The 26,099-nt window shown below is 60.0% G+C and carries 27 protein-coding genes and 1 tRNA gene; 15 read left to right on the forward strand and 13 right to left on the reverse strand.

Features of this window, described 5'->3' with window-relative positions; translation table 11 throughout:
• From D460_RS35730 to D460_RS0131685, 9 genes are all read right to left on the reverse strand, one after another.
• On the reverse strand, positions 1-183 hold a 183-nt coding region (locus D460_RS35730), incomplete at its 3' end, for a transposase (protein ID WP_155947908.1).
• Positions 184-600: 417 nt separating this feature from the next.
• Positions 601-1,539, reverse strand: coding sequence for an aldo/keto reductase (locus D460_RS34310; RefSeq protein WP_196809398.1), 939 nt, complete (start codon positions 1,537-1,539; stop codon positions 601-603).
• Between the two features lie 111 nt (positions 1,540-1,650).
• Entirely contained in the window at positions 1,651-2,256 is a 606-nt protein-coding gene (locus tag D460_RS0131655; protein WP_018902637.1) for an alkylhydroperoxidase domain protein, read from the reverse strand.
• Positions 2,257-2,267: 11 nt separating this feature from the next.
• Entirely contained in the window at positions 2,268-2,861 is a 594-nt protein-coding gene (locus tag D460_RS0131660) for a CMD domain protein (protein ID WP_018902638.1), read from the reverse strand.
• 13 nt (positions 2,862-2,874) lie between these two features.
• Entirely contained in the window at positions 2,875-3,906 is a 1,032-nt protein-coding gene (locus D460_RS0131665; RefSeq protein ID WP_018902639.1) for a putative FMN-dependent luciferase-like monooxygenase, read from the reverse strand.
• Positions 3,903-5,555 carry an ABC transporter ATP-binding protein gene (locus D460_RS0131670; RefSeq protein ID WP_018902640.1) on the reverse strand — a complete coding sequence of 551 codons (1,653 nt, stop codon included), beginning with the start codon at positions 5,553-5,555 and terminating at the stop codon, positions 3,903-3,905. Before D460_RS0131670 ends, D460_RS0131665 begins: the two co-directional genes overlap by 4 nt.
• The gene (locus tag D460_RS0131675; RefSeq protein WP_018902641.1) at positions 5,552-6,436 is read right to left on the reverse strand and encodes an ABC transporter permease; all 885 of its coding nucleotides are present in this window, start codon (positions 6,434-6,436) and stop codon (positions 5,552-5,554) included. The genes D460_RS0131670 and D460_RS0131675 overlap by 4 nt, the downstream gene beginning before the upstream one ends.
• 3 nt (positions 6,437-6,439) lie before the next feature.
• Positions 6,440-7,378 (reverse strand): ABC transporter permease, encoded by a 939-nt coding sequence (locus tag D460_RS0131680; RefSeq protein ID WP_018902642.1) that lies wholly within the window; start codon positions 7,376-7,378, stop codon positions 6,440-6,442.
• A gap of 46 nt (positions 7,379-7,424) precedes the next feature.
• A complete protein-coding gene (locus tag D460_RS0131685; RefSeq protein ID WP_018902643.1) occupies positions 7,425-9,053 on the reverse strand; it encodes a TIGR04028 family ABC transporter substrate-binding protein in 1,629 nt (542 codons plus the stop codon).
• On the opposite strand from D460_RS0131685, the gene D460_RS36280 reads away from it, so the two are divergent.
• The 3 genes from D460_RS36280 to D460_RS0131700 all read left to right on the forward strand — a co-directional run bounded on the left by D460_RS36280 (position 9,053) and on the right by D460_RS0131700 (position 10,903).
• Positions 9,053-9,523 carry a hypothetical protein gene (locus D460_RS36280; protein ID WP_155947906.1) on the forward strand — a complete coding sequence of 157 codons (471 nt, stop codon included), beginning with the start codon at positions 9,053-9,055 and terminating at the stop codon, positions 9,521-9,523. The genes D460_RS0131685 and D460_RS36280 overlap by 1 nt on opposite strands.
• Positions 9,524-9,721: 198 nt before the next feature.
• The gene (locus D460_RS34315; RefSeq protein WP_018902645.1) at positions 9,722-10,276 is read left to right on the forward strand and encodes a hypothetical protein; all 555 of its coding nucleotides are present in this window, start codon (positions 9,722-9,724) and stop codon (positions 10,274-10,276) included.
• A gap of 273 nt (positions 10,277-10,549) precedes the next feature.
• Complete coding sequence (locus D460_RS0131700) at positions 10,550-10,903, forward strand: antibiotic biosynthesis monooxygenase family protein (RefSeq protein ID WP_018902646.1); 354 nt, start codon at positions 10,550-10,552, stop codon at positions 10,901-10,903.
• A gap of 27 nt (positions 10,904-10,930) precedes the next feature.
• Here D460_RS0131700 and D460_RS0131705 read toward each other — a convergent pair whose 3' ends face one another.
• Both D460_RS0131705 and D460_RS0131715 read right to left on the reverse strand, forming a co-directional pair.
• Positions 10,931-11,803: an AraC family transcriptional regulator gene (locus tag D460_RS0131705; protein ID WP_037112516.1), complete on the reverse strand. Its 873-nt coding sequence runs from the start codon at positions 11,801-11,803 to the stop codon at positions 10,931-10,933.
• Positions 11,804-11,986: 183 nt separating this feature from the next.
• Positions 11,987-12,847 (reverse strand): AraC family transcriptional regulator, encoded by an 861-nt coding sequence (locus tag D460_RS0131715; RefSeq protein WP_026283755.1) that lies wholly within the window; start codon positions 12,845-12,847, stop codon positions 11,987-11,989.
• Between the two features lie 332 nt (positions 12,848-13,179).
• Here D460_RS0131715 and D460_RS0131725 point away from each other — a divergent pair, with 332 nt between their 5' ends.
• The 9 genes from D460_RS0131725 (at position 13,180) to D460_RS0131765 (ending at position 21,248) form a co-directional block, all read left to right on the forward strand.
• Positions 13,180-14,040 carry an alpha/beta hydrolase gene (locus tag D460_RS0131725; protein WP_196809399.1) on the forward strand — a complete coding sequence of 287 codons (861 nt, stop codon included), beginning with the start codon at positions 13,180-13,182 and terminating at the stop codon, positions 14,038-14,040.
• A 328-nt stretch (positions 14,041-14,368) separates the two neighbouring features.
• Positions 14,369-15,637, forward strand: coding sequence for an epoxide hydrolase (locus D460_RS0131730; RefSeq protein ID WP_018902651.1), 1,269 nt, complete (start codon positions 14,369-14,371; stop codon positions 15,635-15,637).
• Positions 15,638-15,672: 35 nt separating this feature from the next.
• Complete coding sequence (locus D460_RS0131735) at positions 15,673-16,101, forward strand: nuclear transport factor 2 family protein (RefSeq protein WP_018902652.1); 429 nt, start codon at positions 15,673-15,675, stop codon at positions 16,099-16,101.
• A 142-nt stretch (positions 16,102-16,243) separates the two neighbouring features.
• Positions 16,244-17,518 carry an epoxide hydrolase family protein gene (locus tag D460_RS0131740; RefSeq protein WP_018902653.1) on the forward strand — a complete coding sequence of 425 codons (1,275 nt, stop codon included), beginning with the start codon at positions 16,244-16,246 and terminating at the stop codon, positions 17,516-17,518.
• 184 nt (positions 17,519-17,702) lie between these two features.
• Positions 17,703-17,867 (forward strand): hypothetical protein, encoded by a 165-nt coding sequence (locus D460_RS36285; RefSeq protein WP_155947907.1) that lies wholly within the window; start codon positions 17,703-17,705, stop codon positions 17,865-17,867.
• A 74-nt stretch (positions 17,868-17,941) separates the two neighbouring features.
• Positions 17,942-18,424, forward strand: a complete 483-nt coding sequence (locus D460_RS0131750; protein WP_018902654.1) for a DUF305 domain-containing protein — start codon at positions 17,942-17,944, stop codon at positions 18,422-18,424.
• A 17-nt stretch (positions 18,425-18,441) separates the two neighbouring features.
• Positions 18,442-19,899 carry a YncE family protein gene (locus D460_RS0131755; protein WP_018902655.1) on the forward strand — a complete coding sequence of 486 codons (1,458 nt, stop codon included), beginning with the start codon at positions 18,442-18,444 and terminating at the stop codon, positions 19,897-19,899.
• A gap of 57 nt (positions 19,900-19,956) precedes the next feature.
• Entirely contained in the window at positions 19,957-20,484 is a 528-nt protein-coding gene (locus D460_RS0131760) for an RNA polymerase sigma factor (protein ID WP_018902656.1), read from the forward strand.
• Positions 20,481-21,248: an anti-sigma factor gene (locus tag D460_RS0131765; protein WP_018902657.1), complete on the forward strand. Its 768-nt coding sequence runs from the start codon at positions 20,481-20,483 to the stop codon at positions 21,246-21,248. The genes D460_RS0131760 and D460_RS0131765 overlap by 4 nt, the downstream gene beginning before the upstream one ends.
• 20 nt (positions 21,249-21,268) lie before the next feature.
• On the opposite strand, the gene D460_RS0131770 is transcribed toward D460_RS0131765, so the two are convergent.
• On the reverse strand, positions 21,269-22,144 hold the full coding sequence (locus D460_RS0131770) for a LysR family transcriptional regulator (protein ID WP_245267855.1): 876 nt from the start codon (positions 22,142-22,144) through the stop codon (positions 21,269-21,271).
• Between the two features lie 108 nt (positions 22,145-22,252).
• Here D460_RS0131770 and D460_RS0131775 point away from each other — a divergent pair, with 108 nt between their 5' ends.
• The 3 genes from D460_RS0131775 to D460_RS0131785 all read left to right on the forward strand — a co-directional run bounded on the left by D460_RS0131775 (position 22,253) and on the right by D460_RS0131785 (position 25,526).
• On the forward strand, positions 22,253-23,410 hold the full coding sequence (locus tag D460_RS0131775) for a CoA transferase (protein ID WP_026283757.1): 1,158 nt from the start codon (positions 22,253-22,255) through the stop codon (positions 23,408-23,410).
• A complete protein-coding gene (locus D460_RS0131780; protein WP_018902660.1) occupies positions 23,407-24,546 on the forward strand; it encodes an acyl-CoA dehydrogenase family protein in 1,140 nt (379 codons plus the stop codon). The genes D460_RS0131775 and D460_RS0131780 overlap by 4 nt, the downstream gene beginning before the upstream one ends.
• A 107-nt stretch (positions 24,547-24,653) precedes the next feature.
• Positions 24,654-25,526, forward strand: a complete 873-nt coding sequence (locus D460_RS0131785; RefSeq protein WP_018902661.1) for an AraC family transcriptional regulator — start codon at positions 24,654-24,656, stop codon at positions 25,524-25,526.
• A gap of 291 nt (positions 25,527-25,817) precedes the next feature.
• On the opposite strand, the gene D460_RS0131790 is transcribed toward D460_RS0131785, so the two are convergent.
• Positions 25,818-25,894: transfer RNA gene (locus tag D460_RS0131790), tRNA-Met, on the reverse strand.
• Positions 25,895-26,099: the final 205 nt, after the last annotated feature.

Consider the following 26,099-nt stretch of genomic DNA (forward strand, 5'->3'; position numbering starts at 1 on the left):
GGCCTTCTTTATCCACTTGTGAACAAGGTTGGCATTCACGTCGTGTTCCCGCGCCAGTCGAGAGACCGAAACGCCAGGCTCTAAGCACGCTGCGATTAGTTGATCCCGAGAAGCCGGGTCATATCGACGGCGGCCGTCGCGACCAACAAGCCGCACTTGCAGTTTAGGAGTATCGTCCATGATTAGGTGTCCACCTGTTTTTGGTGGACACTTCATGCATCAGAGCACCCCTCTTCAGAAGGTGTGCAGAAATTCGCGCTTACAAATGAAGCATTTGAGATCGCCCTATTGGCAGTTTCACGCAGCGAGCGCTGTCATGTTTGCGTTAGGAGCCGCGATATTCTCCTGCCCATTGGAGACGCCAGATATCATGTGGGCAGCGCCAGTATCTCTTGGCATCGTCGTGCTCATCTACAACTTCTCTCGTTTCAATTATTCGTCCGGGCGCGACGATAGACACTCGCACTAAATGGCTCGCTCACCCGCTCCCGCTTTTTGACAATCGGGCACCTGCGGCTCGAAGGCTTCGCACGTTTGCCCGAGGTGGCATTCGGAACCCACACGCCACTTGAAGAAGAGCAGTGCGCTTTCGCAACGTACTCAAAAGAGCAGCGCCCCGTCTTCACGCAGACGCTCCCAGAATGCGGCCGGGATCGTTTCATTGAGCGCGGCAACGGTCCTGTCGACATTCTCCGGCTTGGTCGTGGACCATAGAACAGACAGAACCGACGGAAAGTTCAGGCCGAACTGGATCACCGCGGCAGTGTCGGAGATTCCATATTCGGCGCAGCGCACCTGGAGCCTCTGGCGATCAGCAGTATTCTCGGCGGCAAAATAGGCGCCATTGGCGAATGGCGAGGCCGCGATGATACCGATGTTTCTCTTCGCGCACTCTTCGACAACTGGCCCCGCCCCGGCATGATCCGTCAGCGTGAAACCTCCGGCGAACAGAAGCACGTCGATGTCATAGCGTTCAAGGAATGCCATGGCGATGGCGGGGCTATTCGCACCCACGCCGACCATCCGCACGTGGCCAGCGTCCCTCAATTCGAGAAGGGCCGGCATGCCGGTGCCGAGTGCGGCGTCGATACCGCCGTCGCAGATCGAAAGCCCGTGCATGTAGGCGATATCGCATGACACGATACCCAGGCGATGTAACGATGTCTCGAACGAGCGTCGGATGCCGTCGCGACTGTAGTCGCAGACCGGCGTGAAGGGCGCGTAGTGGGGATAGTGGTGGGCCACCGGTTTTCTTTGGCCGAACGGGTCGAGGTCGATGCCGACCTTGGTGGATAGCAGATAGTCGCCGGTATCCTTCCAGGCCAATCCGGAACCCAGGCGCCGTTCGCACAGTCCACTGCCGTAGTAGGGTGCCGTGTCGAAATAACGGATGCCGATCTGCCATGCGCGTTCGGTGACCGCCAATGCGGTGCGGTCGCCTTCGGCGCCGTCAAGCTTGCTCCAGCTCGATGCGCCGAGCGATAGTTCGCTGAACCATGCGTCGTGTCGTGGGTGCTTGCGTCGGGAAATTGCGGTCATGTCTTGCATGGGCGCCGGTAGGCGACCCATTCTTCCTGTTGATGCTGGCAAAGAGGACGGCGCTGCTCTGGCCGGGCGGCAGATACGGCGCCGTCTAGTGGGCGTGGCTCGCTATTTGGCGGCAGGGGTCGGTTCGCCTATCGACAGCATCAGGCGATTGGCCCAATTGAAGAAGGCGGCGCCATGGATGACGTCGGAAATCTCTTCGTCGGCGAGGCCGGCATCGCGAAGGCGTGTGACGTGCTCCTTGCCGAATGCCGACGGTGTCTGTGTCAAAGCGACGGAAGCCGCAACGATCGCATTCCAGCGCTCACCGAGGTCGGCGCCAACACCCTCGTCAAGGAGCTTCTGCACGTCGTCGGGCCGCTTCGAGTACTGGGAAGCGAAGCGCGCATGAACCGAGGCACACAAGATGCACCCGTTCAAGCGCGAGGCGGCCGCTGCCGACAGCTCTCGTTCGGCGCGCGGCAGGCCGTCCGCCGTGTTGTAGAAGATGTCGTTGTCTGTCTTCGTGCGGGCCTCGAGTATGGCCGGATCGCGCACGAGCAGAGCGAAGTAGGGCGACTTCGCGCGAGCGCGATCGACCAATGCTTCGTAATGACGCTCAGTCAGTTCGCTCTCCTGCAGCGGCGGCAGCCAGGCGGCCCAGCCGACGTGCTCCTGCGTGAAGGCGACGGGCGGGTTTTCGATAGCGGGTTGGATGATCGTATCGGTCATGAAGGTCTCCGTCAGGCCGCCAGCACTTTGATGCCGGCAACGATTCTGATCTGAAAGGCGAGGAATGAAACGAGCTGGGAAAGCGTGACGACGCCCGTCGCGCTCCAGCCTGCGGTCAACAGCTTGTTGAGGTGCGCGGGTGCTGCATCACGCGGATGCAGGGTGAGGAGATGTGCATGTTCGAGCGCCGCCGCCAGGCGGCTTCCGAGTACGCCACGCTCTGGCTCGGCAATGACAAGCGTCGGCCCATCGAGGTTCTCGCTGCTGAGAGGGCCTGCGGGATAGTGACCATAGGGGCCGGCGACCTTGCTCGACTTCGCCACGCTTTCTACGGCCGCCAGCAACTGCGGCCGGGCGTCTGCCTCGGTCAGCCTCCCTGCATAGAAGTCGGCGATATCCGCCTGGTCATTCAGGATCGCCACGAAGAGCGCCACGGCGAAGCGCTCAGCCAGCGACGCCTGGCTGCTGTCCTCGGGGGAAAACAGCGCCTCGTAGCTCTTCTGGGTATGCTCCTTCGTTGTCGGCCGGCGCGCGCGCAGCGCTTCGGCCTTCGAGCCGGGGCGAATGCCCAGCAGGCTGTCAATGATGTCTGTCTTCTCGGTCATGAGGGTTCCTCGGTTATTGGGCCGCGACAAGTTGCGTTTCCGCCGTCCGATGCCAGCCCAAAGCGGGCGCGACCTCGGCGGCGATCAGTTCGATGGAGCGAAGGATCTCGGCATGCGGCGGATCGATCGAGTGTACCTGGAAGGTGATGTCGGTCGCACGCGACAGCGCACTATCGTCCTTCAACGATGCGATGACATCATCGGGCGTGCCGACGTGGCTATCGAGCGCCTTGATGAGATCATCCAGGCTATCGCCCGGAATGTGATGTCCGGCCGCGGCAAAACGCTCGGCCACCCGCCGCAGGCCGGTTTCCGCGAAGGCCAGTGCCCGCTTTCGATCGTCGGCGACAAACAGGCTGCGCGATCCGAGAATGCGCGGCGTAGCCCCTTCGGGGAGAGCGGCAAGATAGGTGTCGATGATCGGGTTCTGGAGTTCGTCGAGCCGGGCGCCGCTTCGATCGGCCGGGCGCGGCTGCGTTCTGGAAAGCATGAGGCCATCGCCGTTGAGCCCCGCGAGGCGCGCTCCCTGCGCCGAAAACGTCGCGAGCCAGACACGGTTTTTAAGGTGCGGTGCGTCGGGGTAAAGGCGATTGTCGCCGGACAGCAGCTTTCCGGCCCAGGCGTCACGAACGGTCGCCAGTTTTTCGGCATAGACCTCGCCCTTGCGATCGGGATCGATACCGAATGCCTCGAAGGATTCCCGGGTGCCGCCGGTGCCGAAGCCGATCTCCAACCGTCCATTGGACAGAAGATCAAGCACGGCGGTGTCTTCGGCCACGCGCAAGGCGTTCTCCATCGGTAGCGTGATGACGCCGGTGCCGAGCCGGATGTTGGAGGTGCGCGCGGCGATATGCGCAAGGAAGACGGCAGGCGATGGAAGGCCGCCTTCGTCGGCGTGGAAATGATGCTGGGCGATCCATGCGCTGTCGAAGCCGTGTCTTTCCGCGTGAATGATCTGCTCCGCTGCAAGCCGGTAACGCTCGGCGGCGGGGACATCGTCAAGAATACGGGTGAAGAAGCCCAGTCGTTTGGGTGTCGTCGTCATGAAAGAGATCCTGCTGCAATGGTTTGCCTGGTGATGCCGGCCTGCGTGAATTTCTTGCCCGGGATGGCTTCAACCAACTCGCGGGTGTAAGTGCTCGTCGGGTTTGAAAAGACAGTCTCGACCGGGCCATAATCGACCTGCCGGCCGTTATGCAGAACCGAAACGGTGTCTGCGATCTGGCGCACGACAGCGAGATCGTGCGTCACGAAAATGTAGGTGAGCCCAAGCTCGCTTTGCAGCTTGGCAAGGAGATCGAGGATCTGCGCCTGGACGGTCACGTCGAGTGCCGATACGGCTTCGTCCAGCACCACGACATCGGGTTCCAGAACCAGCGCGCGGGCAATCGCAACACGCTGCCGCTGGCCGCCGGAGAGCGCGTGCGGCAGGCGCGGCAGCAGGTCGGGGGCGAGACCGACGCGCTCGATAATCGCAAGCACCCGCTTCTCGCGCTCCCCGCGCGGGATCAGCTCAAAATTCAGGAGTGGCTCCTCAACGATCGCGCGCACCGTCTGGCGTGGGTCAAGCGAGGCCCATGGATTCTGGTAGACGAGTTGAAGCGTCTTTCGAAACTGCCGCAGTGTCTTTGCGGAGAAATCAGCCACGTCGGCGCCGCCAATGCTGATGGTACCGGCGCTTGGCTTGCTAAAGCCTGCGATGGCACGGATCGTGGTGGTCTTGCCCGATCCGGATTCGCCGACGATGGCGTGGGTGGTCCCGCGCCGTACGCTGAAGGAAAGACCATCCACCGCGCGGAACGTGCGGCCGGTCGGCAACTTGAAATCCTGGACCAGGTCCTTGACCGTGACGACGAGCGGCCTGCCGACATCAATCGGCGGACGATCCTTTGCCGTGGCAAGCGATGGCGCGTCAGAGAGAAGCTTGCGCGTATAGGCGCTTTGCGGCGCTGCCAGCACATCCGTGGTGGCGCCCTGCTCCTGAATGCGACCGCCCTGCAGCACGACGATCCTGTCCGAGCGATCGGCGGCAACGCCGAGATCATGGGTGACCAGCAGCACGGCTGTTCCGTACTCGCGCCTCAGATCGTCGATCAGATCGAGAATACGCCGCTGCACGGTTACATCCAGCGCCGATGTCGGCTCGTCGGCAATGATCAGCGCCGGGCGCAGCGCGATCGCGATCGCGATCAGCACGCGTTGCTTCATGCCGCCGGAAAGTTCATGCGGGTATTGCCGGATGCGCAGCTCCGGTTCGCTGAGCCCGACATGGGCGAGAAGCTCGATGACCTTGCGATCAGCGGTCTTGCGATCGATCTTGCCGTGGATCGAGAGGATCTCGCGAACCTGCTCGCCGATCGTCTGGACGGGATTGAGCGAGTTGCCGGGGTCCTGGGGAACGAGGCTGACGACGGCGCCGCGAATGCCGCGCAGGCGCTTCTCGTTCCATTGCGCAATGTCCTCACCGTTCAGCCGAATGGAACCGTGCTCCAATCGGCCGTTCTGCGGCAAAAGGCCGATGATCGCCTGCGCCGTCGAGGTCTTGCCAGAGCCGCTCTCGCCGACAAGTGCAACCACCTCGCCCGGTCTGGCGAAGAAAGAAGCGCCGTGGACGACCGTGACGCGGCGATCACCCTGGCGGTAGGACACGTGAAGGTCCTTGATGTCGATGACTGGAATGTCGGACTTGGTCATCGCGCATTTCCTCCGATCGACCGGCTTATTCGGTTCGCCGAGAGCACGACGGCGACGACGACGAGGCCCGGGGCGGCGGTCAGCCACCAGGCGGTCGCGAGGTAGTTGCGGCCCTCGGCAATAAGCAGCCCCCATTCCGGCGTCGGCGGCGGCGCGCCGTAGCCGAGGAAGCCCAGCGTCGAGAGCTGCAGGATCGCCCAGCCGAATTGCACTGCGGTATAGGCGATGACCGAGGTCAGCGAGTTGGGCAGAATGTGGCGCCACAGAACCTTGGCGAAGGTGCCGCCGCTTCCAAATGCCGCTTCGACGAATTCGGAACCGCGCACACGCACCACTTCGGATCGCATCAGGCGCGCGAAGCCGGCGATCGCGGTGGCGCCCACGGCAATTGCCGCGTTCATGGTGCCGAAGCCGAGCAGGATGATGATGCTGAGCGACAACAGAAGCGTCGGAATGGCGAGAAGCACATCGACAAGCCGCATCAACGCCTCACCGATGCGGCCACGCGCCGAGCCGGCAAACAGTCCGATCGCCGAACCCACGACAAGCCCCACCCCCACCGCGGCGACAGCGCCGGAAAGCGAATTGACGGCGCCGTGGATAATCCGAGAGAGGAGGTCGCGACCGAGGGAATCCGTGCCGAGCAGATGCAGCGCGGATGGTGCCTTCAATTGTCCGCCGGGCGTGCCCTGAAGTGGGTCGTAGCTGGTGAACAGCGCGGGCGCGACCGTCCAGGCAAGCGTGACAGCGATAATCAGCCAGGCGAGCGCAAGACCGTAGGGAAAGGAGCGCAGCTGCGCGAGCGCGGTCTTGTGCTTGTCACGCGCGGCGACAACCGAACCCGCGGTCGGAAGGATAGAGAGGTCTTCTGTCGTCGACATGGCTCACTCCGCGCTTTGGGTTCTGAGCCGGGGATCAAGCAGCGGATAGGCGAGATCGACGGCAAGATTGATGGTCACGAAAGCGGCGGCGGAAATAACCACGATGGCCTGAAGCACCGAGAGGTCCTGGTTGCCGACGGCCTTCTCCGTAAGCCCGCCGATGCCGTTCAGTCCAAAGACGGTCTCGGTAACGACGGCGCCTGCCAGGAGCTCGCCGAAGAGCACACCGGCGATCGTCAATGCGGGAAGGAGGGCGTTGCGTGCGACATGGCGGACGAGAAGACGCGTTTCGCTGGCGCCCTTGGCGCGGGCGACGGCGATGAAGGGGCGCGTCCTGATCTCATCGATGCTGCGGATGAGGATCTGCGCAAGCGGGGCGGCGATCGGAACCGCCAATGTGGCGACCGGCAGCGCCAGGCTTTCCCACGGTCCGGGATTGATGACCGAGACCAACCGCAGACGGAAGGAGAATATCTGGATTAGCATGATCGCAAGCCAGAAAACGGGGATCGAAATGAACAGCGAAGGGATGGCCTGCATCGCGTTTCGAAGCCAGGCAAAGGGCGCGGTCGACGAAAGGAATGCGATCAGGACGGCAAGCGTCACAGCCGCGGTGAAGCCCAGGCCCGCCAGCCGAAGGGTCGGCGGCAGGTTAGTGGCCAGCTGCGCTGAAACAGGAACGCCAGCCTGAAGCGAATAGCCGAAGTCGCCCCTCAGGAAATTGGCGAGCGTGTTGCCGTATTGGACCAATAGGTTCGAATCGACGGCGTAGGCGGCGCGGATGTCGCGGATCTGGTCGGCGCTAAGACCGAATTCCGGATTGAGGAACTTGATCAGAACCGCATCGCCGGGCATGGCCTGCAGCAAGATGAAGGACAGTGTAAAGGCCGCCCACAGGACGAGCGCCGCCTGGCCGATCCGTATAGCAACGTAGCGTGTCATCGCATGTCTCCTGAGAAGGGACGGCCTGCACCGTCCCCCTTGATGGTCACTTGTCTAGCCAGACGTCGTAGAAGGACGGACGACCGACAGCCTCGAAGGAGACGCCCTTCACATATGGCGCACCGGCAAACGCTTGCGGTTCCTCGAACAATGGGATCGAATAGGCTTGGTCGAGCACGTAGATCTGCGCCTGCTTCACCGCCTCCAACCGCTTGTCGCGGTTGGGTTCCGAGGCGATTTCGTCGAGGACGGCGTTCAGCTTAGCGTCTGAGAAGGTCTTGACCTTGTCGCTGGTGCCACCCTTCTGCAGCAGCAGGTTTCGGATCGTCGGGTAATACTGGCTCTTGACGACATCAGGATCGGCGCGTCCGACCATCGCCACGGCAACGGGGGTCTTTTGCGGGTCGAGCTCATCGACGGTCTTGCTGCCGGCATCGCCTGCGAGAACGTTGAACTTGACGCCGATCTTGGCCCATTGCTGCGCGATCAGCTGCAACGTAGCGCGGCTTTGCGGCTGCGGCAGCGACTCGTAGGCGGTGAGAATGAGTTTCTGGCCGTCCTTCTCGCGAATACCGTCGGCGCCCGCCTTGAAACCGGCTTCATCGAGCAGCGACTTTGCCTTTTCGGGATCGTACTGCAGTTTGTCCGTCAGCGGCACATAGCCGATCGCCGTCGATGCGAGGATCGACGTCGCCTTGGGGTAGTTCTTGGAGAAGATCGTCGAGATGATCTCGTCGCGGTTGACCGCCAGCGACAGTGCCTTGCGCACGTTAAGGTCGGAAACAAGCGCATTGTCGGGGCGGAAGACGATCGAGTTGTTCACACCGCGGGTGCCGGGAGCATAGAGGCTGAAGCCCTGCGTTGCGACCTGGCCTTCGTCATAGGCCTGAATCTGGCGGATGAAATCGGCCTGGCCTGCGAGGAGCGCGCCGATGCGCACGCTGTCTTCGCCGGTTATGATGTACTGAATGCCGTCGAGATAGGCGCGACCCTGGTGCTGCAGCTTGGCCGGCCCCCAGCTGTAATCCTCGCGAGCCTTCAGGTCGAGCGACTTGCCGAGCGTTTCGCCAGAGACGACGAATGGGCCCGAACCGATGATCTTGGTCGCGTCGCCGAGCTGTTCGAAGGGGAGAGACAGCGTGGAAAGCGAAACGATCCCCGATCCGATTACCGACGTGCCCTGCAGAAAGCCGGGCGACGACTTCTTGAAGTAGAACTTGACCGTCAGTGGGTCGATGACCTCGCTGCGATCGTAATTGTTGACAACCTCGGAAGCCGGCTGCTTCAGCGCCTTGTTGCCCAGGCCGAATGTGTCGAAGTTCTTGGCAACGGCAGCCGCGTCGAGCGGCGTTCCGTCGGAGAAGGTGACACCGGGACGGAGCTTGAAGGTGTACTCGGTCGCGCTGTCGTTGACCTGCCAGGATTCGGCCAGCCAAGGCTCGATCTCCAGCGTCTTGGGGTTCTGGTAGGTCAGCTTGTCGGTGATCTGGTTCAGAATCCCACCATTGGGATAGAACCCGCCAGCTGGCGGATAGAGATTGGTGTGAGACTGTTGCTCGAGATAGACGAGCGTGCCGCCCTTGGTCGGTTCATCGGCCGACCATGCGGCATTGAACGTGGCGACGGCGGCAAGAAGCCCAAGGCTGAGGGCACGAAGTTTTCTGTAGGAGGGCATTGGCAAGTCCGCTGTTGGAGATGCCCGATCTTAACAATTGCATTAAAAATCTATGGATTTTATATTCTATTTTGTCGCAGATATGGAAACGTTTCTTTGGCCAAAGTAGCCCGCGTCCGAAATACAATGCCTGGGCGGCAGCGAAGGTTTCGCAACGCACAAAAGAGATCCATTGGGGAAGTCTGCGTCCGCGACTCTTCCATGAACGCCCCCACTGCCGCATGGCTTCCATCCTTGCTGCCATGGAAGCGGCGACAATCATGGAGAAGCGGTTCGAGGCATGGCAACGCCACGACTATCTCGAGAGGCTGCGTGCCGGCGAACTTGAGGCGGAGGACGAAAAACGAAAGCTCCTGGAGACTTCCGCCCGCTTGCCTTCGCAAGAAGGGTTTTTGCGCTCGTTCTTTTTCTGGAAAGCTTGGTTGCGGGGGCCGGAACGCAGGGAGACTTGCAAATTTTCCGGGTCTTAAACCGTAACGAACCGCCAACCCGTTTAAGCACATGTCGACGAAAATACCGGACTTCCAATAACCGACCGTGCGCCTCGCCCGACGACGAAAACATTGCATGCGGTTCGTCATTCCCAAAGACGGCGAACAGTCGGTTTCGAAGGCTATGGTATCGTCGTACAGGCGGGCGCAGGCGTGGATCTTGTAGCCGGAGCACGCGTGGCGTTCTTTTCCGGCCGCGGCGCCTGGAGCGAGAAAGCGATCGTGCCTGCCGAATACCTCACGGCCATCCCCCACATTGTCACCAAGGAGGCGGCCGCCCAGCTTCACGTCAATCCGCTGACCACAGCCCCGCTCTTGCGCGCGGTGGAGGTTTCCAGCGCAAGACCCGGCCAGGACGTGGTTGTCTTTACGGCTGCAGGGTCCGCGGTCGCCCGCCTGACGATCGGGCTGCTCATCGAATGCGGATATGACGTGATCGCCATTGTCCGGCGCGAGGCCGGCGTCAACGAACTCAACGTCGTCTTCCCGGACCTGCCGGCATTGTCCACCGAGAGCGCCGACTGGACAGACAAGGTCTCTGTCGCAGCCGATGGCCGGCCGATCAGGGTCGTGCTCGATCCGGTCGGAGGCGAGGTCGCCAGCCGTGTCGTGGGACTGCTTTCGCAGGGCGGCCATCTCATTTCCTATGGCGATCTTTCCGAAGTGGCGCAGGCTGCGGCGCGCGTGGAGGCCACGGGCAGGGCCGGCACAGTGCTCCTGGCGACACGATAGGATCCTGTCAAAAGCCGGTTGGCGCATGGCTCGCCCGGCATCCCCCGTATCACCAGCAGCCTGAGCGGTCGCGACACAGACCAGAGCTCATCGCCTCACCATCGACCGATAGCATCACCGGTGTTTTGCAATTTGGCGCAAGAAGCTGCAATCGCGGGCAGGAATTTCCATCGTCGCAGGTCATTGCCGGCGGCTACCTTCGATCGTCGGCTGCGGCGTCCGCGGCCGAAACTTACCAAAAGATTCGAAACAAACTCAAGAGGAGACACCACCATGGCCGATCACGACAAGACCCTTCCAACCGGCGTCGTCGTCAGCGCTTATTACCGGGTCCATCCCGATGACCGTCAGACGTTTATCGACGCCGTCATCCCGGATATGGAGGCCGCCGCAAAGATCAAGGGCTGCATCTTCTATGCCTTTGCCCAGGACCTCACCGATCCGAATACCTTTCATCTCGTTGAGGGCTATTCCGATGAGAAGGCCTATGATGAGCATGAAAATTCGGCAACCTTCCTGAAAGCGCTCGCGCATGTGGTGAAGAATGTCCGCATTCTTGATCGGCAGGGCGTGCGTTACGACGTCGCCAGGCAGCATATCGATGATCCGCGTGGTCGAGTCTCCTGAAAGATTTTCGCTCAAGACGTCGCGACATCACCGCATGGCGTTGTCGCGACGCCACGCACCCGGCGTCTGCCCCGATCGCTTCTTGAAAGTGCGGATCAGATGCATGGAATCGTTGAAACCGGTGGCTTCCGCGATCGTTTCGAGTGGAGTTTGCGAATCGAGAAGCAGCCGCTGGACGAGTTTGACCCTCTCCTCAAGCTGCCACTGATAGGGTGAAACGCCAGTCGATGCCTTGAACGCCCGGCAGAAATGCCATTGCGATTGCCCGATCAGGTTGGCGAGTTCCTTGAGCTCGATCTGCCTCGGAAGCTGGTCTCGCATATATTCCGTGACGCGTTTGATTTGCCAGGGCGCTAGCCTTCCGCCTTCCTCGACCTGCTTTCGCGGTGCCGAAAGAAGCGCGAAGACAGCCGCCGTCAGGCTATCGCCCAGCAATGTCGAGGCGCTGTCATTCATCGGAATGTCGATCAGCATTCTGACCAGTGCCAGAACGCGATGATCCGTGAACCGCAACTGCGGCTCCTCGAATGGCTGGACCGCGAAATCCTCTTCGAGACGTTCGCGCAGCCGTGGAATGTCGAAGATCAGAATTCCATATCGGCAATAGCGCAGATCCTGCGCAAAACCCCACAGCTGCATGCCACGCGGAATGAGCGCCATGTGGTTGGCCGCATGCTCGCGCGCGCAGGCCTGGTTCTGCTTCAGCCGCGGTTCGGTCAGCCCGCCCACCTCTTCCAGGTTCACGGTAAAGCGCGTGTCATTCTCGTAAAGCAGGGAATGCAGAACGCCGCCATTGGCGTGTTCGTGGATGTCCTCGACCGTGACCCCATTCCAGGTCTGCGATCGCCGCTCGATGCTGATGACGTTTTCTGGCAGATCGCTTTCGAAGATTACGGGCATGCCGATCATACTCGACGTTTGAGGAAGGCGGATGGCCTTAGGGTGATGAAACCATATCGAGACAACACCCTAACGGCCCGCATCGTTCAAACAATGGACGGGAAGTTGCTGCGGCGCGATTTGCGTAAGAACGTTCAAATCTGAGCACAAAATCCAGCCTGAAGCAGCCGTATCATTGACCGGTCAGGAGCGATGCGTCTTCCGCCAGATGCCAGGTGGCATGCCGAACCTCAGCCTGAATTGGCGAGAGAGATGCATGGAATCGGAAAATCCGGTCGAGGCCGCAATGCTCTCGACCGATTCGTAGGTGGTCAGCAAAAGGTGCCGGGCCTTCTTCAATCGCGCATCGAGCTGCCATTGATAGGGAGACAATCCGGTCGATGCCTTGAACATACGCGAGAAATCCCATCGCGACATGCCCGCCAGACCAGCCAACTCGCATAGCTCGATCTGCTTTGGAAGCTGGTCCTGTATATAGCTGACAACCAGCGACAAGGCCCGATCGGAAAGCCCTAATGCGATCGGTTCCGTGACGTCGCTCGAGAGCAAGGCGAAGACTGCCGATGTCAGACTGTCTCCCAGCAGCGTCATGGATACGTCATCATCGGAGAGCCCAATCAGAATTCGCACCAGATCATGTATCCGGCGATCGGTGAATCTGAGCCGCGGAGTTTCGAAGAATTTGACCTGGAAATCATCCTTGAAACGCTGTTCGAGCGTGCCGAGGTCGAAAAGAAGCAGGGCGTACCGGCTATATTGCAACTCCTTTGTCGCATGGCCCCAAAGGGGCATGCCGCGCGGAACCAGCGTCATGTGATTGGGCTTGTGATCGAGCGAGCAGGCTTCGCCGGGTTTCAGGCGTGGCTCAGTGACACCACCGACTTCGTCGAGCGCCAGGGCGATACCCGTCTCCTCTTCATTGAGGAGAGGATGGAGGACCTCGCCCTTTGTGTATTCGTGCACATCGACGACCGTCACGCCATTCCAGGACCGAAAACGCCGCTCTACACGCACGACATTCTCGTGTAGCCCCTCCCCGCTCATGAGCCCTCCCGATACCGGCCTACTGCCTTACACCCGGAGGTTAAGCCTCACGCGACCCGCGTAAACCGGAGAAATGGATCGCGCCGAATTTTGGAGCAAGAACGTACAGCTTGCGCAAGAACGCGCATCGCCGCACCCCATCACGCCGCATAGGTTGGCCGCCGTTCTCAAGCATCCTCTTTCATTCGGATATTCGGATCGTGACCACTCCCGACGACAAGACCCTGCCCATCACCCGGCGTGACGCCCTGCTGACCAGCGCCGCCGTGGCGGCGACCGTGTCGCTTTCGGCGGTGCCGAGCCTCGCAGCCAGAAAACCCTCCTCCCACAGCATGAACGGAAAACACCCCATGACCGAGAACTTCGTTAAAACCAAGGACGGCGTCGATATCTTCTTCAAGGACTGGGGTCCGAAGGATGCCCAGCCGATCGTCTTCCACCATGGTTGGCCGCTGTCGTCGGACGATTGGGACGCGCAGATGCTGTTCTTCGTACAGCACGGTTACCGTGTCGTTGCCCATGACCGCCGTGGCCACGGCCGCTCGCAACAGGTCTCCGAAGGTCATGACATGGACCATTATGCCGCCGACGCCTCGGCTGTCGCCGAACACCTGAACCTGAAGAACGCCGTTCATATCGGCCACTCGACCGGCGGTGGCGAAGTCGCCCGCTATGTTGCGAAATACGGTCAGCCCCAGGGCCGCGTCGCCAAGGCCGTGCTCGTCTCCGCCGTTCCGCCGCTCATGGTCAAGACGGCATCCAACCCCGGCGGTACACCAATTGAAGTGTTCAACGGTTTCCGCTCGGCACTCGCCTCCAACCGCGCGCAGTTTTTCCTCGACGTGCCGACCGGCCCTTTCTACGGCTTCAACCGCGATGGCGCGAAAGTCTATCCCGGTGTGATCAGCAACTGGTGGCGTCAGGGCATGATGGGCAGCGCCAAGGCCCATTACGAAGGCATCAAGGCCTTTTCCGAAACCGACCAGACGGAAGACCTGAAGAAGATCACCATTCCAACGCTCGTCATGCATGGTGACGACGATCAGGTGGTGCCGATCGCCGATTCTGGCGAGCTTTCGGTCAAGCTTCTGAAGAACGGCACGCTCAAGGTCTACAAGGGCTACCCGCACGGCATGCTGACGACCCATGCCGATGTGATCAACCCGGACCTGCTCGCCTTCGTCAAGGCCTGACCGCGCGCCAGCCTTTAAGCCTTGACCGCTGTCCCCGGCACCTCGTCGCGCCGGGGACGGCCCCTCCCGCATTGTGAAGGAGCCCGGCATGACAGAGATTTCCGCCCCCCGATCATCATGGGCGGCGGTCCTTTCGGTCGCGATCGGCACTTTCGTCACGGCGCGATCCTCAATCTCGTCTGCGGCCTCATCGTCGGGATCGCGCTCCTCATCGGCAGTCGAACCCGAGCCGCGGGCACAAGAGGGACATAACATTGCCCTGCTCCGACTTTCACCGACCTCCCTCACCGGCTCCTTCACTCGCTCAACCTCATCCCAGGATCCTTCCATGACCGATGACACCCCTACGTCAAACCGCCGACATCTCCTGAAGCTCGCAGTCGCTGCGCCGGCGGCCTTAGCTATCGCCTCCTCGGCAGACGCGAAAACCGCGACGTTTTCATTGCCGCCGGCAAATGATGGCCTGACACCCTTCAAGGTCTCTATCCCGCAGGCTGCGATCGACGATTTGAAACGCCGGCTCGGAGCCACGAGATGGCCGGAGAAGGAGACCGTCGTGGACTGGTCTCAGGGCGTGCCGCTGGCAAAGGCCAAGGCGCTGGTCTCGTACTGGCGCAATAAATATGACTGGCGCCGGTTCGAGCGGCAGATCAACACCTATCCGCAGTTCCGCACGAAAATCGACGGTCTCGGTATTCATTTCATCCATGTGAAGTCGAAGCACGAAAACGCCCTGCCGATCATCCTCACCCATGGATGGCCGGGCTCCGTCGTCGAATTCCTGAAAGTGATCGGGCCGCTGACTGATCCCACCGCCCATGGCGGGAAGGCGGAAGACGCCTTCCATGTCGTCATCCCCTCGCAACCCGGTTTCGGTTTTTCCGACAAACCGAGCGAGGCCGGCTGGACCGTTATACGAACCGCCAACGCCTGGGGCGTGCTGATGAAGCGCCTCGGCTATACCAAGTGGGTGGCACAAGGAGGCGACTGGGGCTCGGGCGTCACACACGCGCTCGGCCATGTCCGCCCCGAAGGATTGGTTGCCGCGCATGTGAACTGGCCGCTCGTCTTTCCCGAAAAATTCCCGGACGACCCGACGCCGGAGGAAAAGGCGGCCATGGACGCTGCGATGAAATTCGCCAACGACCAGTTCGGCTATTTCAAGGAACAGGCGACCCGCCCACAGACAATCGGCTATGCGCTCGAGGATTCCCCCGTCGGCCAGGCCACCTGGATCTACGAGAAATTCCAGGCCTGGACGGATAACAAGGGCGAGCCGGAAGATGCGCTGACGGCCGACGAAATGCTCGACGACATCGCGCTCTACTGGTTCACCGGCACAGCGGCGTCCTCTGCCCGGATCTACTGGGAGAACACCCGCAATGGCGGCGGTTTCGATGCCGGTCGTATCGAACTGCCGATGGCCGCGACCATCTTCCCCAAGGAGATCTACCGGGCCCCGAAGGCATGGGCCGAGGCGCATTGGCCGAACCTCTTCTACTGGAACGAAGTCGACAAGGGCGGCCATTTCGCCGCCTTCGAGCAACCGGCGCTTTTCTCGGAAGAGATGCGCAAGGCCTTCCGTTCGATCCGCTGAACCTGATCCAAACCACCACCAAGAGGACAAATAAAATGACCAGCAACGAGGCCGTGATCCGCGAACTCTACCGCACCGCCGAGGTCAAGGATGTCGACGGATTCGTCGCGCTTTTCGCCGAGGGCGGATATTTCTGGGACGTTTCGGCAGGTGCCAAATATTACGGCCGGGACATCGGCAATACGGTCGAAATCTATGCGAAAGCCTTTCACGACATGCATCGCGAGCTCGGCAATTTTTATGTCATGGGCGATGTCGTCATCGTCGAGCTAACGCTCAACGGCACCCAGACCGGACCACTCGCCCTTCCCGCCGGCACGATTGGGCCGACCGGACGGGAAATGCATGCGCCATGCTGCGATGTATTTCATCTGAAGGACGGCAAGGTGACATCTTTCCACTGCTATACCGCCGCAACGATCATTCTGGGGCAGCTCGGCGTGCTCGGTAATCTCGGCGCCTGATCTGACGGTGCCTGATCCTGCATGATGGCCGGGATTATCCACCTCAATGGATAGTACCTCTAATCGTGGCGACTTCTGACAGTCCGAGAGGGGAATTATTTTCCCCTCATCGAATAGATTTCTCCCACCCCGGACAACATCAATGACCCCGACAAGCAAGACCTTATCCCCCGGCTTCGACCCGTCTCGCCGATTTCTCCTGACGGCTGCCGCTGCGCTTCCCGTCATCGCCGCCGTTGAACCGGCTGTCGCTGCGCCGGCAAGCGCAGCGGTGCCTGCGGCCACCGAAGCCATAACACCGTTCAAGGTGAAGATTCCGGCCGCCGCCATCAGTGATCTGAGAACCCGGCTGAAACTTGCCCGTCTGCCGGAAAAGGAAACGGTCGATGACTGGTCGCAGGGTGCCCCACTGCATTCGGTCGAATTGCTCCTGACCTACTGGCGGGACAAATATGACATGGGTCGGGTCGAAAAGCGCCTCAACGTCTATCCGCAGTTCCGTACCGAGATCGATGGCCTCGGCATCCACTTCATCCATGTGAAGTCGAAGCATGATGGCGCACGGCCGCTGATCCTCACCCATGGCTGGCCGGGTTCGGTCATCGAGTTTCTCAACGTCATCGACCCGCTGACCAACCCGACCGCCCATGGCGGAAAGGCAGAGGATGCGTTCCATGTGGTCATTCCCTCGTTGCCCGGCTTCGGTTTTTCCGACAAGCCGACGAAAGCCGGCTGGGGTTTGCCGCGTATCGCAAAAGCGTGGGCCGTGCTGATGCAGCGCTTGGGATATACGGAGTATTATGCACAGGGCGGCGATTACGGCGCCGGTGTCACGACCTGGATGGCCAAGCAGCACGTGCCGGGCCTGAAGGGCATCCACCTCAACCTGCCGATCCTCTTCCCGCCACCAATCGAAGGCACGCCCACCGCGGAAGAGCAGGCATCGATCGCACAACTGGTTGCATACGGCACGCATGAAGCCGGTTACGCCAAGCTCCAGACAACACGGCCGCAGACGATCGGTTACGCGCTCACCGATTCTCCGATCGGGGAGGCAAGCTGGATCTACGAGAAATTCGGCAACTGGACCGATTCCGACCATCATCCGGAAAAGGTGCTGGGCTACGACCAGATGCTGGACGACATCACCCTCTACTGGCTGACGGAAACCGCCGCCTCCTCCGCCCGCCTCTATTGGGAGAGTTTCGAAACGACTTTCACGCCTCAGAAACTGGATATTCCGGTCGGCGTCAGCGTATTTCCGGGGGAGCTGTTCCGCCCGCTGAAAATCTGGGGCGATCGCATGTATTCGAAGCTCACTTATTGGGGCGAAGCCACCCATGGCGGTCATTTCGCGGCCTTCGAGCAACCGCAGATTTTCACCGAGGAACTGCGCAAGGCCTTTGCCACGATGTAGTCTCCGGCGCCGCGATGCAATGCATCTTAACCGGGTCTTCAAAAAGCTAACGGGAGAAATGCCGAGAGCATGACGGCGCGCCCGCAAAGCCAATCCTGTTAAAGATCGGCGCGCGAAAACGCACGAGGCTTCGTGACCATTTGGACAATCCTATTTGCGAAGTCCCGGCGCCTGCCGAGGCATCATGTGCGCCATCGCTGTCGTCGATCGCTACGTCATCGTCCCCCGATGTCCCACAGATCCCCGCTTCGCGCGGAGAGCCCTGATGGCTGGCGCCGCCTGCGAGATCGCGCTTGGGCTATTTGCCTTCGCGCTCGTCGCCACCTTCGGGCTCGAAGACCCGAGCTGAAAATAAATCGCACATCGTTGGAATAGATGCCTCACGCGGTTGTCTACCCATATGAAATCAGAAGGAAGCACCCAATGACGATCTGGTCAAACCGAAAATCGCTCGTTCTTGCCGCCTCGATGCTGGCGACCGCTGGCGCCTGCACCGCCTTCGCCCATGATCCAGCACAGCACGATCATGCAGCCGCATCGGCAAAAGACGCCGGCCCCGAGGCCGTCTACCTGGCCGAAAATGATGCGGCCATGAACAAGATGATGGCGGACATGGAGGTTGACCCGACCGGCGATGTCGATCGTGACTTCGTGGCGATGATGACCCCGCACCATCAGGGCGCCATCGACATGGCGCTTGCTGTCCTCAAATACGGCAAGAACGAACAGCTCAAGCGCATCGCGCAGGAGATCATCGTGGATCAGCAGCAGGAGATCGCAGCCATGAAGCTTGCGATCGGTGATCCGCTTCCCCCATCCGGCGCCGCCCCGACCCAGGTCGCCCCGGAGAACACCCCCGCCCGATCCAAGCCCAGCCAGGCGATGGATCCCAACATGAAGATGTAAGTCAAAGGTCTTTCACCATGAACATCCGGACATCCTTTACCGCCAGCTTGCTGGCGGGCAGTATCCTTTTGCCTTTTTCCGCCTTCGCAGGACAGGCTCCGTTCGCCGCATCCGACCCGGAAATCCCGGTCAGCAGCAAGGACCGGGTCTATGCCGCCGAACAGTTCTCCAACACCGTTTCGGTAACCGACCCCGCAACCAACAAGCTGCTCGGCGTCATCAAGCTCGGTGATCCCCAGCCCGGCAACCTCTCGCCGCTCTATAAGGGCCAGGTCCTCGTCCACGGCATGGGCTTCTCCCCGGACAAGAAGACGATCGCCGTCGTCTCGATCGGCTCCAACTCCGTAACCTTCATCGACACGGCCACCAATACCGTCAAGCACACGACCTATGTCGGCCGCTCGCCGCATGAAGCCTTCTACACGCCGGACGGCAAGGAAGTCTGGGTGACGGTGCGCGGCGAGGATTATATCTCCGTCATCGATGCCAAGACCTTCGAGGAGACGGCGCAGATCAAGGTCCCGGCCGGCCCCGGCATGCAGATCTTCTCGCCTGACGGCAAGTACGGCTACATCTGCTCATCGTTCAATCCGGAAACGGTTGTCGTAGACCTTTCGAACAAGCAGATCGTCGGCCATGTCAAACAGGCAAGCCCGTTCTGCCCGAACATTGCCGCTTCACCCGATGGCAATCAGGTATGGTTCACGCTGAAGGACACCGGCAAGGTTCAGGTCTTCAACGCCAAACCGCCCTTCGACGTGATCAAGACCATCGATACCGGCCCGATCACCAACCATGTCAATCTTGTCACCAACAAGAATGGCAGCTTCGCCTATGTCACGGTCGGCGGCCTGAACGAGGTAAAGGTGTTCCGCACCGACAATTTCGAGCAGGTCGCGACGATACCGGTCGGCAATCTGCCGCATGGCATCTGGCCGTCCGGTGACGGTAGCCGTGTCTATGTCGGTCTTGAAAACGCCGACGCCATGGCCGCGATCGACACCCTGACCAACAAGGTGATCGCGACGATCCCGATCGGTCAGGCGGCACAGGCCGTCAATTACGTGCCGAACGCCGTTCCGGAAGGCGACGGATTGCAGAATCTGCAGCCGCTTGGCACAGCCGGCGAAGCCGCGCATCTGAAACTGTCTGCAAAGGCCGACAAGGAAAAGAAGAGCCCGACAAGCGTCACGCTGTTCGATCAAGGTCTGACGCAGGTCCTGCAGGCTTCTGCCACGGGTCTTGAGCCTAAGACGATGTATGTGCTTGCCCTGTCCGCCAAGGCCGATGGAAGCGGACCGCTTCAAAGCCTTTCGAATTTCATGACCAATCCTGCCGGTTCGGCGATCGTCAATGCGGTCGGCCCGATTCGCCAGATCGTCGAATCCAAGCACAAGGACGAGCGCCGTTATCTGGTTATCGCCGCCTCGCACGACGGCAAACCAGGCGAGGTGCTGCAGGTCCAGGCCGATTGATGTGAAAGGATGGCCCGCGGCTTGACTGCGGGCCATCCGTCCTGAAGGATTTACAACATGGATGACCTGCTTTTCCAGGTAGAGCCCATGATCCCGGCGCTGAGGCGTTACGCCCGTGGCCTTGTCAGGGATAGGGAGACGGCGGACGACATCGTTCAGGATTGCCTCGAGCGGGTGGTCATGAACTGGAGCCGCCGACGCGATGACAATGCCCGCTCATGGGTGTTTGCAATCCTGCACAATCTTGCGGTCAACAGGATACGCCAGAACGCCAGGCGCGCCGACCTCTTCACGCTTGAGACGATGCCGGGGGCAACGGCGGCCGTGGATGCCGGGCAGGACAGGACCTTGTTCGGTCAGGATGTCCTTGCGGCAATCGACCGCTTACCGCCGGATTTTCGCAGCATCCTTCTCTTGGTTGCGGTCGAGGATTTGAGCTATGCCGAAGCGGCAACCATCCTCGACGTTCCGGTCGGAACCGTTATGTCCCGCCTCTCCCGCGCACGCGAGCAACTGAGGCAGATCCTTGAAACCAGTCCAGCAGGCACCAAGGCCAAAGGCCCATTTATCCGGAGGGTCAAATGACGAAGAGACCGATCAGCGAAGATGACCTCCAGGCCTTCGTGGACAGGGCGCTCGATGCCGAACGCCACCTTGAAGTGGCAGCCTTCTTCGAAACCGACGATGACGCGGCCAAGCGTGTAGCGGCCTACCGGCAACATACCGCAGCGCTGAGATCAGCCCTGCAATCGGTCGCAGCCGAGCCGATACCGAGCCGTCTGAACCTTGCAAATATCATCGAAAAACAGCAACTGCCCAAAAGACGGCGGGTTGCGCAGACTGCCGCCGCAGCCGTTATCCTTCTCGCGATCGGAGCTTCGGGCGGCTGGCTGCTGAAAGGCTATAATATGCCGCCGACAGAAGGCGTCGCAGCCTTGGCGCAGGAAGCATCGGCCAGTTACAGCACGTTTGCACCCGATCGAGTGAGGCCGGTCGAGGTGCGAGCCGACGGCAGCGATGATCTGAAAGTCCTTGCCTCCGCAACCATCGGCGGTGAAGCCGTAATCCCGAATCTGAGCAAGTCCGGCTATCGGTTGATGGGCGGGCGCGTGGTTCCGACTTCCCACGGATCGGGTCTCATGCTCATGTATGACAACGACAAGGGTAGCCGTATCGTACTGCTGGCCAGGCGTATGCAAGTCGATTCCGAAAGAGCGATGGTCCCAAGCGACCAGCACGATATTCATGGCTGGAGTTGGGCCAAGCGAGGATTGGGATACAGCCTCGTCGGCAGCATTAACTCCGAGGACCTACATCCTATCGCTGACGACATTCGCTCGCAGATCTGAGGGCTGAAAGCCTTCTGGGGTCAAAACTCGACCTCGAACGTTTCGAGCGTCAAGTCGCGAAAAGCCTTGGAGGCTTCCGTCAGCGGCAAGGATGCAGACGCTGCGAGAACGATCTTGTGCGGTGGAATGTCGTCAGAAATTTCAAGACGCCGAACACCTTGCCCATCGTAGGTCGCATCGTGTGCGATGTCCGTGGCGAGCAGGCTGAAACCCAGCTTGTTGGCCACCATCGACCGAACCATCTCGATTGACTTCGTCTCCAGAGCGATAGTCACCGGCAATCCTTGATTTTGGGCGATCGAGAGAAAGAAGCCCCTGCTATGCGGCAGGCTTATGAGAATGAGGGGGTCTTGCAGCAGATCCCGCACGAACACCGTCTTCTTGTCGGCGAGATGATGCCCTTCATGCACAAGTGCATAGGGGCGAACCTCCTTCAGGCTGGTGAGACGCAGCCCGGCCGGAAGGCCGACATCATACATGACCGCGAGGTCAATTCTGCCTGACGTCAGTCCCTCGACGAGGCCGCGCAAATCATCTTCGACCAGCTCCACGCGACTGCCGGGAAAGCGCTCTGCAAACAGACGGACAAGCTTGGGGACATAACGCGGCCCGACGGTGGAAAACACGCCGAGCGTCAGTTTGTGGGCAACCATATCGGCCGGCCTTGCAGAGAAAACCCACTCCGCCTGATCCAGCAGCCGCCGAAATTCGGGGATCTTCGAGCGTCCGAAAGGGGTGACCTGCAAACCGTGACCTGACGTCCGTCGGAAAAGCGCTTGCCCGAAATGCGCCTCCAGTTGCGTCACTGCCTGAGATACCGATGGCTGCGATACATTGAGCGCTCTGGCGGCCGCGGCGGTCGAGCCTTTGTCCGCGACGGCGAGAGCGTATCCCACCTGTCTGAGATTGAAAGGTACAGGCAAACTCAATATCTCATATCAACAATCTATATTTCTACCTATATCCCAAAATTGAATAGGCTGGAAGCTCAACAGGAGCGGACCATGCCGTCAACCAACAGACCATTGAGCGGGATAAGGGTCATCGATTTCACGCGGGTCCTTGCCGGTCCTTACTGCACTGCACTCCTGGCGGACATGGGTGCAGAGGTCATCAAGATCGAAAGCATCGAGGGCGACGACTATCGGCACATCGGGCCCTTCTTCAACGGCAAGAGCGCACTTTTCGAGGGTGTCAACCGCGGCAAGAAATCCATCGCCATGGATCTCAAAAATCCAGACGAGATCAAAGCGCTTCGCGGCTTGATAAGCCAAGCCGATGTGGTGGTCGAAAATTTCCGCCCCGGCGTCATGGCCAAGCTGGGCCTTGGGCCGGAGGTTTTGCGCGCAGACAGCCACAGGCTCGTTTTCGCATCCATATCCGGTTTCGGGCAGACAGGTCCGAATGCCATGCGCCCGGCTTACGACATTATCGTCCAGGCTATGACGGGGCTTATGGAACTTACTGGAAGCGACACTGGCGATCCGACGATGATCGGCGAATCGTTCGGAGACGTTGCGGCAGGTCTGTTTTCCAGTTGGGCGATCATGGTCGCTCTTTTCGAAAGAGAAAGAACTGGAAAAGGCCGGACGATCGACGTCTCTCTTTTCGACTCATTGCTGGCAATGATGCCGACAGCCGCTGCGCGCGTCCTTCTCGCCAATGGCGATCCGGCGCGCACCGGCAACAAGCATCCCTTATCGGCGCCCTTTGGCGTTTATCCCGCAGGTGACGGCTTTTTTGCGGTCGCGGTGCTGAACGACCGGCTTTTCAAAGCCTTCTGTGAGGTCATTGGTTGCCTGGATTTCGTTGCCGATCCGAGGTTCGCAACGGATGCTAGCCGACGAGAAAACGAGCCAGCCTTGGCCGAAGCAATCATCGCGTGGGCATGGGATTTAACCGCAGCCGATGCCGTCAAAATGCTCACCGATGCGGGCGTTCCCAGCTCCGAGATCGTGTCCGTGCGACAGGCGTGGATGTCATCGCAGGCCAATCATCGAAGCCTTTATTCCAATGCGACGACGCGGGATGGGGGCGAGCTTCCCCTGCCGGAACAGCCCGCACATTTCATCGGCGACCAGCGAGGAGGACGCAGCGCAGCTCCGGGGCTGAATGAACACAACGATGAAATACGGGACTTGATCAAGGCACCACGTCCATGAGCGACCTGAACGACGAAGAAAGATTGATCCTCGACCAGATCGAGCGTTTCGCCAAACAGGAACTGTTGCCCTACGCGCATATCCTCGACGCCAAGGAAGAGGCTGCGACGCGCCATCTGGCGAGCATGGCCGCCTTGGGATTGATGGGGCTGAACATCTCATCCAGTCACGGCGGCCTGGGCCTGAGCGGTGTCGCCCTTTATGAAGCGGTCGAATTGATTGCCGGAGCCTGCGGCTCGACGGCGTCCATGCTGACCGCCCATTTTCTCGCAACGGATTCCATAGAGATCGGCGGCAACGAGGATCAGAAGGCGCGGATCCTGCCGCGCGCCACGTCTGGCGAAATGCTGGGCGCGTTTGCTCTCACAGAACCTCAGGCGGGTTCCAACCCGGCCGATATGAGTACGAGGGCGGTGAAGTCCGAGCGTGGATATCACATCCGTGGCACCAAGTGCTTCATTTCCAATGCGGCTTACGCAGACTTCATCATCGTCTACGCGAAAACGACTCCTGAACTGGCAGCACGGGGCATCAGCGCCTTTCTCGTCGAACCGAAGGATATTCCTGGAATTGAATTCGGCCTGCCAGAGCGAACCATGGGCCTCAGAGGCGGTCACGTCTTCACTGTTACGCTCGATTGTATTGTCCCACCGTCAAGCCTTTTAGGGACAGAAGGCTCAGGATTTCGAACTGCACTCAGCGTTCTCGATAACGGCCGCATCGAAGTAGCCGCGCAGGCAACGGGTATAGCGGCTGCAGCTCTTGAGGCGGCCATCGCCTACTCAAAGGAGCGAAAGGTTGCGGGACATCCCATTTCGGACTTTCAAGGTCTGCAGTGGATGCTTGCCGACTGCGCCGTCGACCTCTCGGCAGCCCGCGCGCTCGGATTGAACGCGGCGAGGATGCGGGGCACCGGCCGACGATACTCGACCGAAGCCGCAATGGCGAAGCTCTTTTCGACAGAAGCCGCGGCGCGCATTGCCGACAAAGCTCTCCAGATTCACGGCGGCAATGGTTACACCCGGGACTACCCGCTTGAGAGATATGTCAGAGATCTTCGCATATTGCGGATCTACGAAGGCAGCTCGGAGATCCAGCGCAGCATCATTGCGAGGAGTCTCCTGCATGAACGGTAAGTCGCATTTCGGTTCTGCTTTCTCTTGTTGTTCGTCGTTGTTCGGACCGTTGAGCCCTCGCCCTATCGCGGTCTGCGGCCGGTCCGCCAAGTGCCTCAGGTGCCGATATGACGACGATCTTTGAAAATGATCTCTCCGAGAACGTGCTCAGTATCGAGAGGAGAAGCCGGATCTGGAATGGCGCTATTGTCGAAGATATTCATGAGCATGCCGCCGGCCGCGTTCTGCACACGATGCCGCATGCAAACGAAACGAGATTTACCGTCAGTTTGGCAGAGGTCGGAAGCACGACGGAGTGCCGTCTGAAGCCAGACAAAGCCAACCCGGTTGAGCACAGCACCAATCACATGGCGGTGATATCGCGGGGGCTACCATGGTGGGGATACTCAAGTCAGCTTCACTATGCCAGATACGCCATGATCGTATTCGACATACCGATTCTGGAAGCCCGGCTGCAAGGTGACTTTCGACCTGCTATCTTCGAACAACCTCGATTGCGCTTCAACGATCCGCGTATCCTCTCCCTGGTAAAAATGCTCCTCGATATTCCCGATATCGGAGCGTCATATTCCTTGTTGGGCGACAGCCTGGTGGCGGGCGTGCTGGCTCTGCTAAGCGCGATACCTTTGACCGAGCGACAATCTATGAAACTTGCCCCCTGGCAGGTTCGCCGGGTTAAGGACTACATGCTGAGCAGGCTTCCCCAATCGATTGAACTTGCTGAACTCGCTGCGTTGCTGGGTCAGTCGCAATGGCATTTTTGCCGAGCGTTTAAAGCGTCGACCGGCATATCTCCGTACCAATGGCAGCTCGAGGAGAAAATCAAAATGGTCCGGGGACTTCTTCTCAAATCAGATGCTCCACTTGACCCTATTGCTGAAGCGACAGGCTTCAGTGACGCCATGCATCTGATACGGGCATTTAAGAAACGAACCGGCCAAACTCCGGCTGCATGGCGGCGCGAGAACAGCTTTCGATAATTGCCCCGCCTACCATTCGTCGCCGAGATCGAAATGCCGGCAGAAATTTCAAGGACAAGATTTTAAAATTGCGGAAGAAATTCAATCCGCACGATAATCAGATCCCCATCCGCAGGCTTCTTTTCATGGCTCGCCACGACATCGACGAGCAGGCCAGACGCCGCCCGATGCCGATCACCTCGGGCGAGCTCGACACGGAGGGCAAGAATCGACAGTTCGTCGACGCTTACGCGGAAGATCTTTTAGTGAAATTTCCCGATTTGGTGAGTTTGCAAACTCTGGAAAGAATGTTGGTTGCGGGGGCAGGATTTGAACCTGCGGCCTTCAGGTTATGAGCCTGACGAGCTACCGGGCTGCTCCACCCCGCGTCCTCAAGGTGAGGCGCTTGCGCCTCATCCTAACATCGACGAACCGCGTAGCGGTTTGTCGTTCTGCCGGGGCAACTGCGAAGCGGTTGCTCCCGTACGACGTTTCCGTCGTCGTGCCGGAGCAAAACCCTATGGGTTTTGTTCCTGTAAGGGACGCACCATTATAGCTGAGGTGCGTCGAAGTTTCATTCTGTATGTTCGGCCC

The sequence above is a fragment of the Rhizobium sp. 2MFCol3.1 genome, from assembly GCF_000377565.1.
Lineage (GTDB): Bacteria > Pseudomonadota > Alphaproteobacteria > Rhizobiales > Rhizobiaceae > Rhizobium.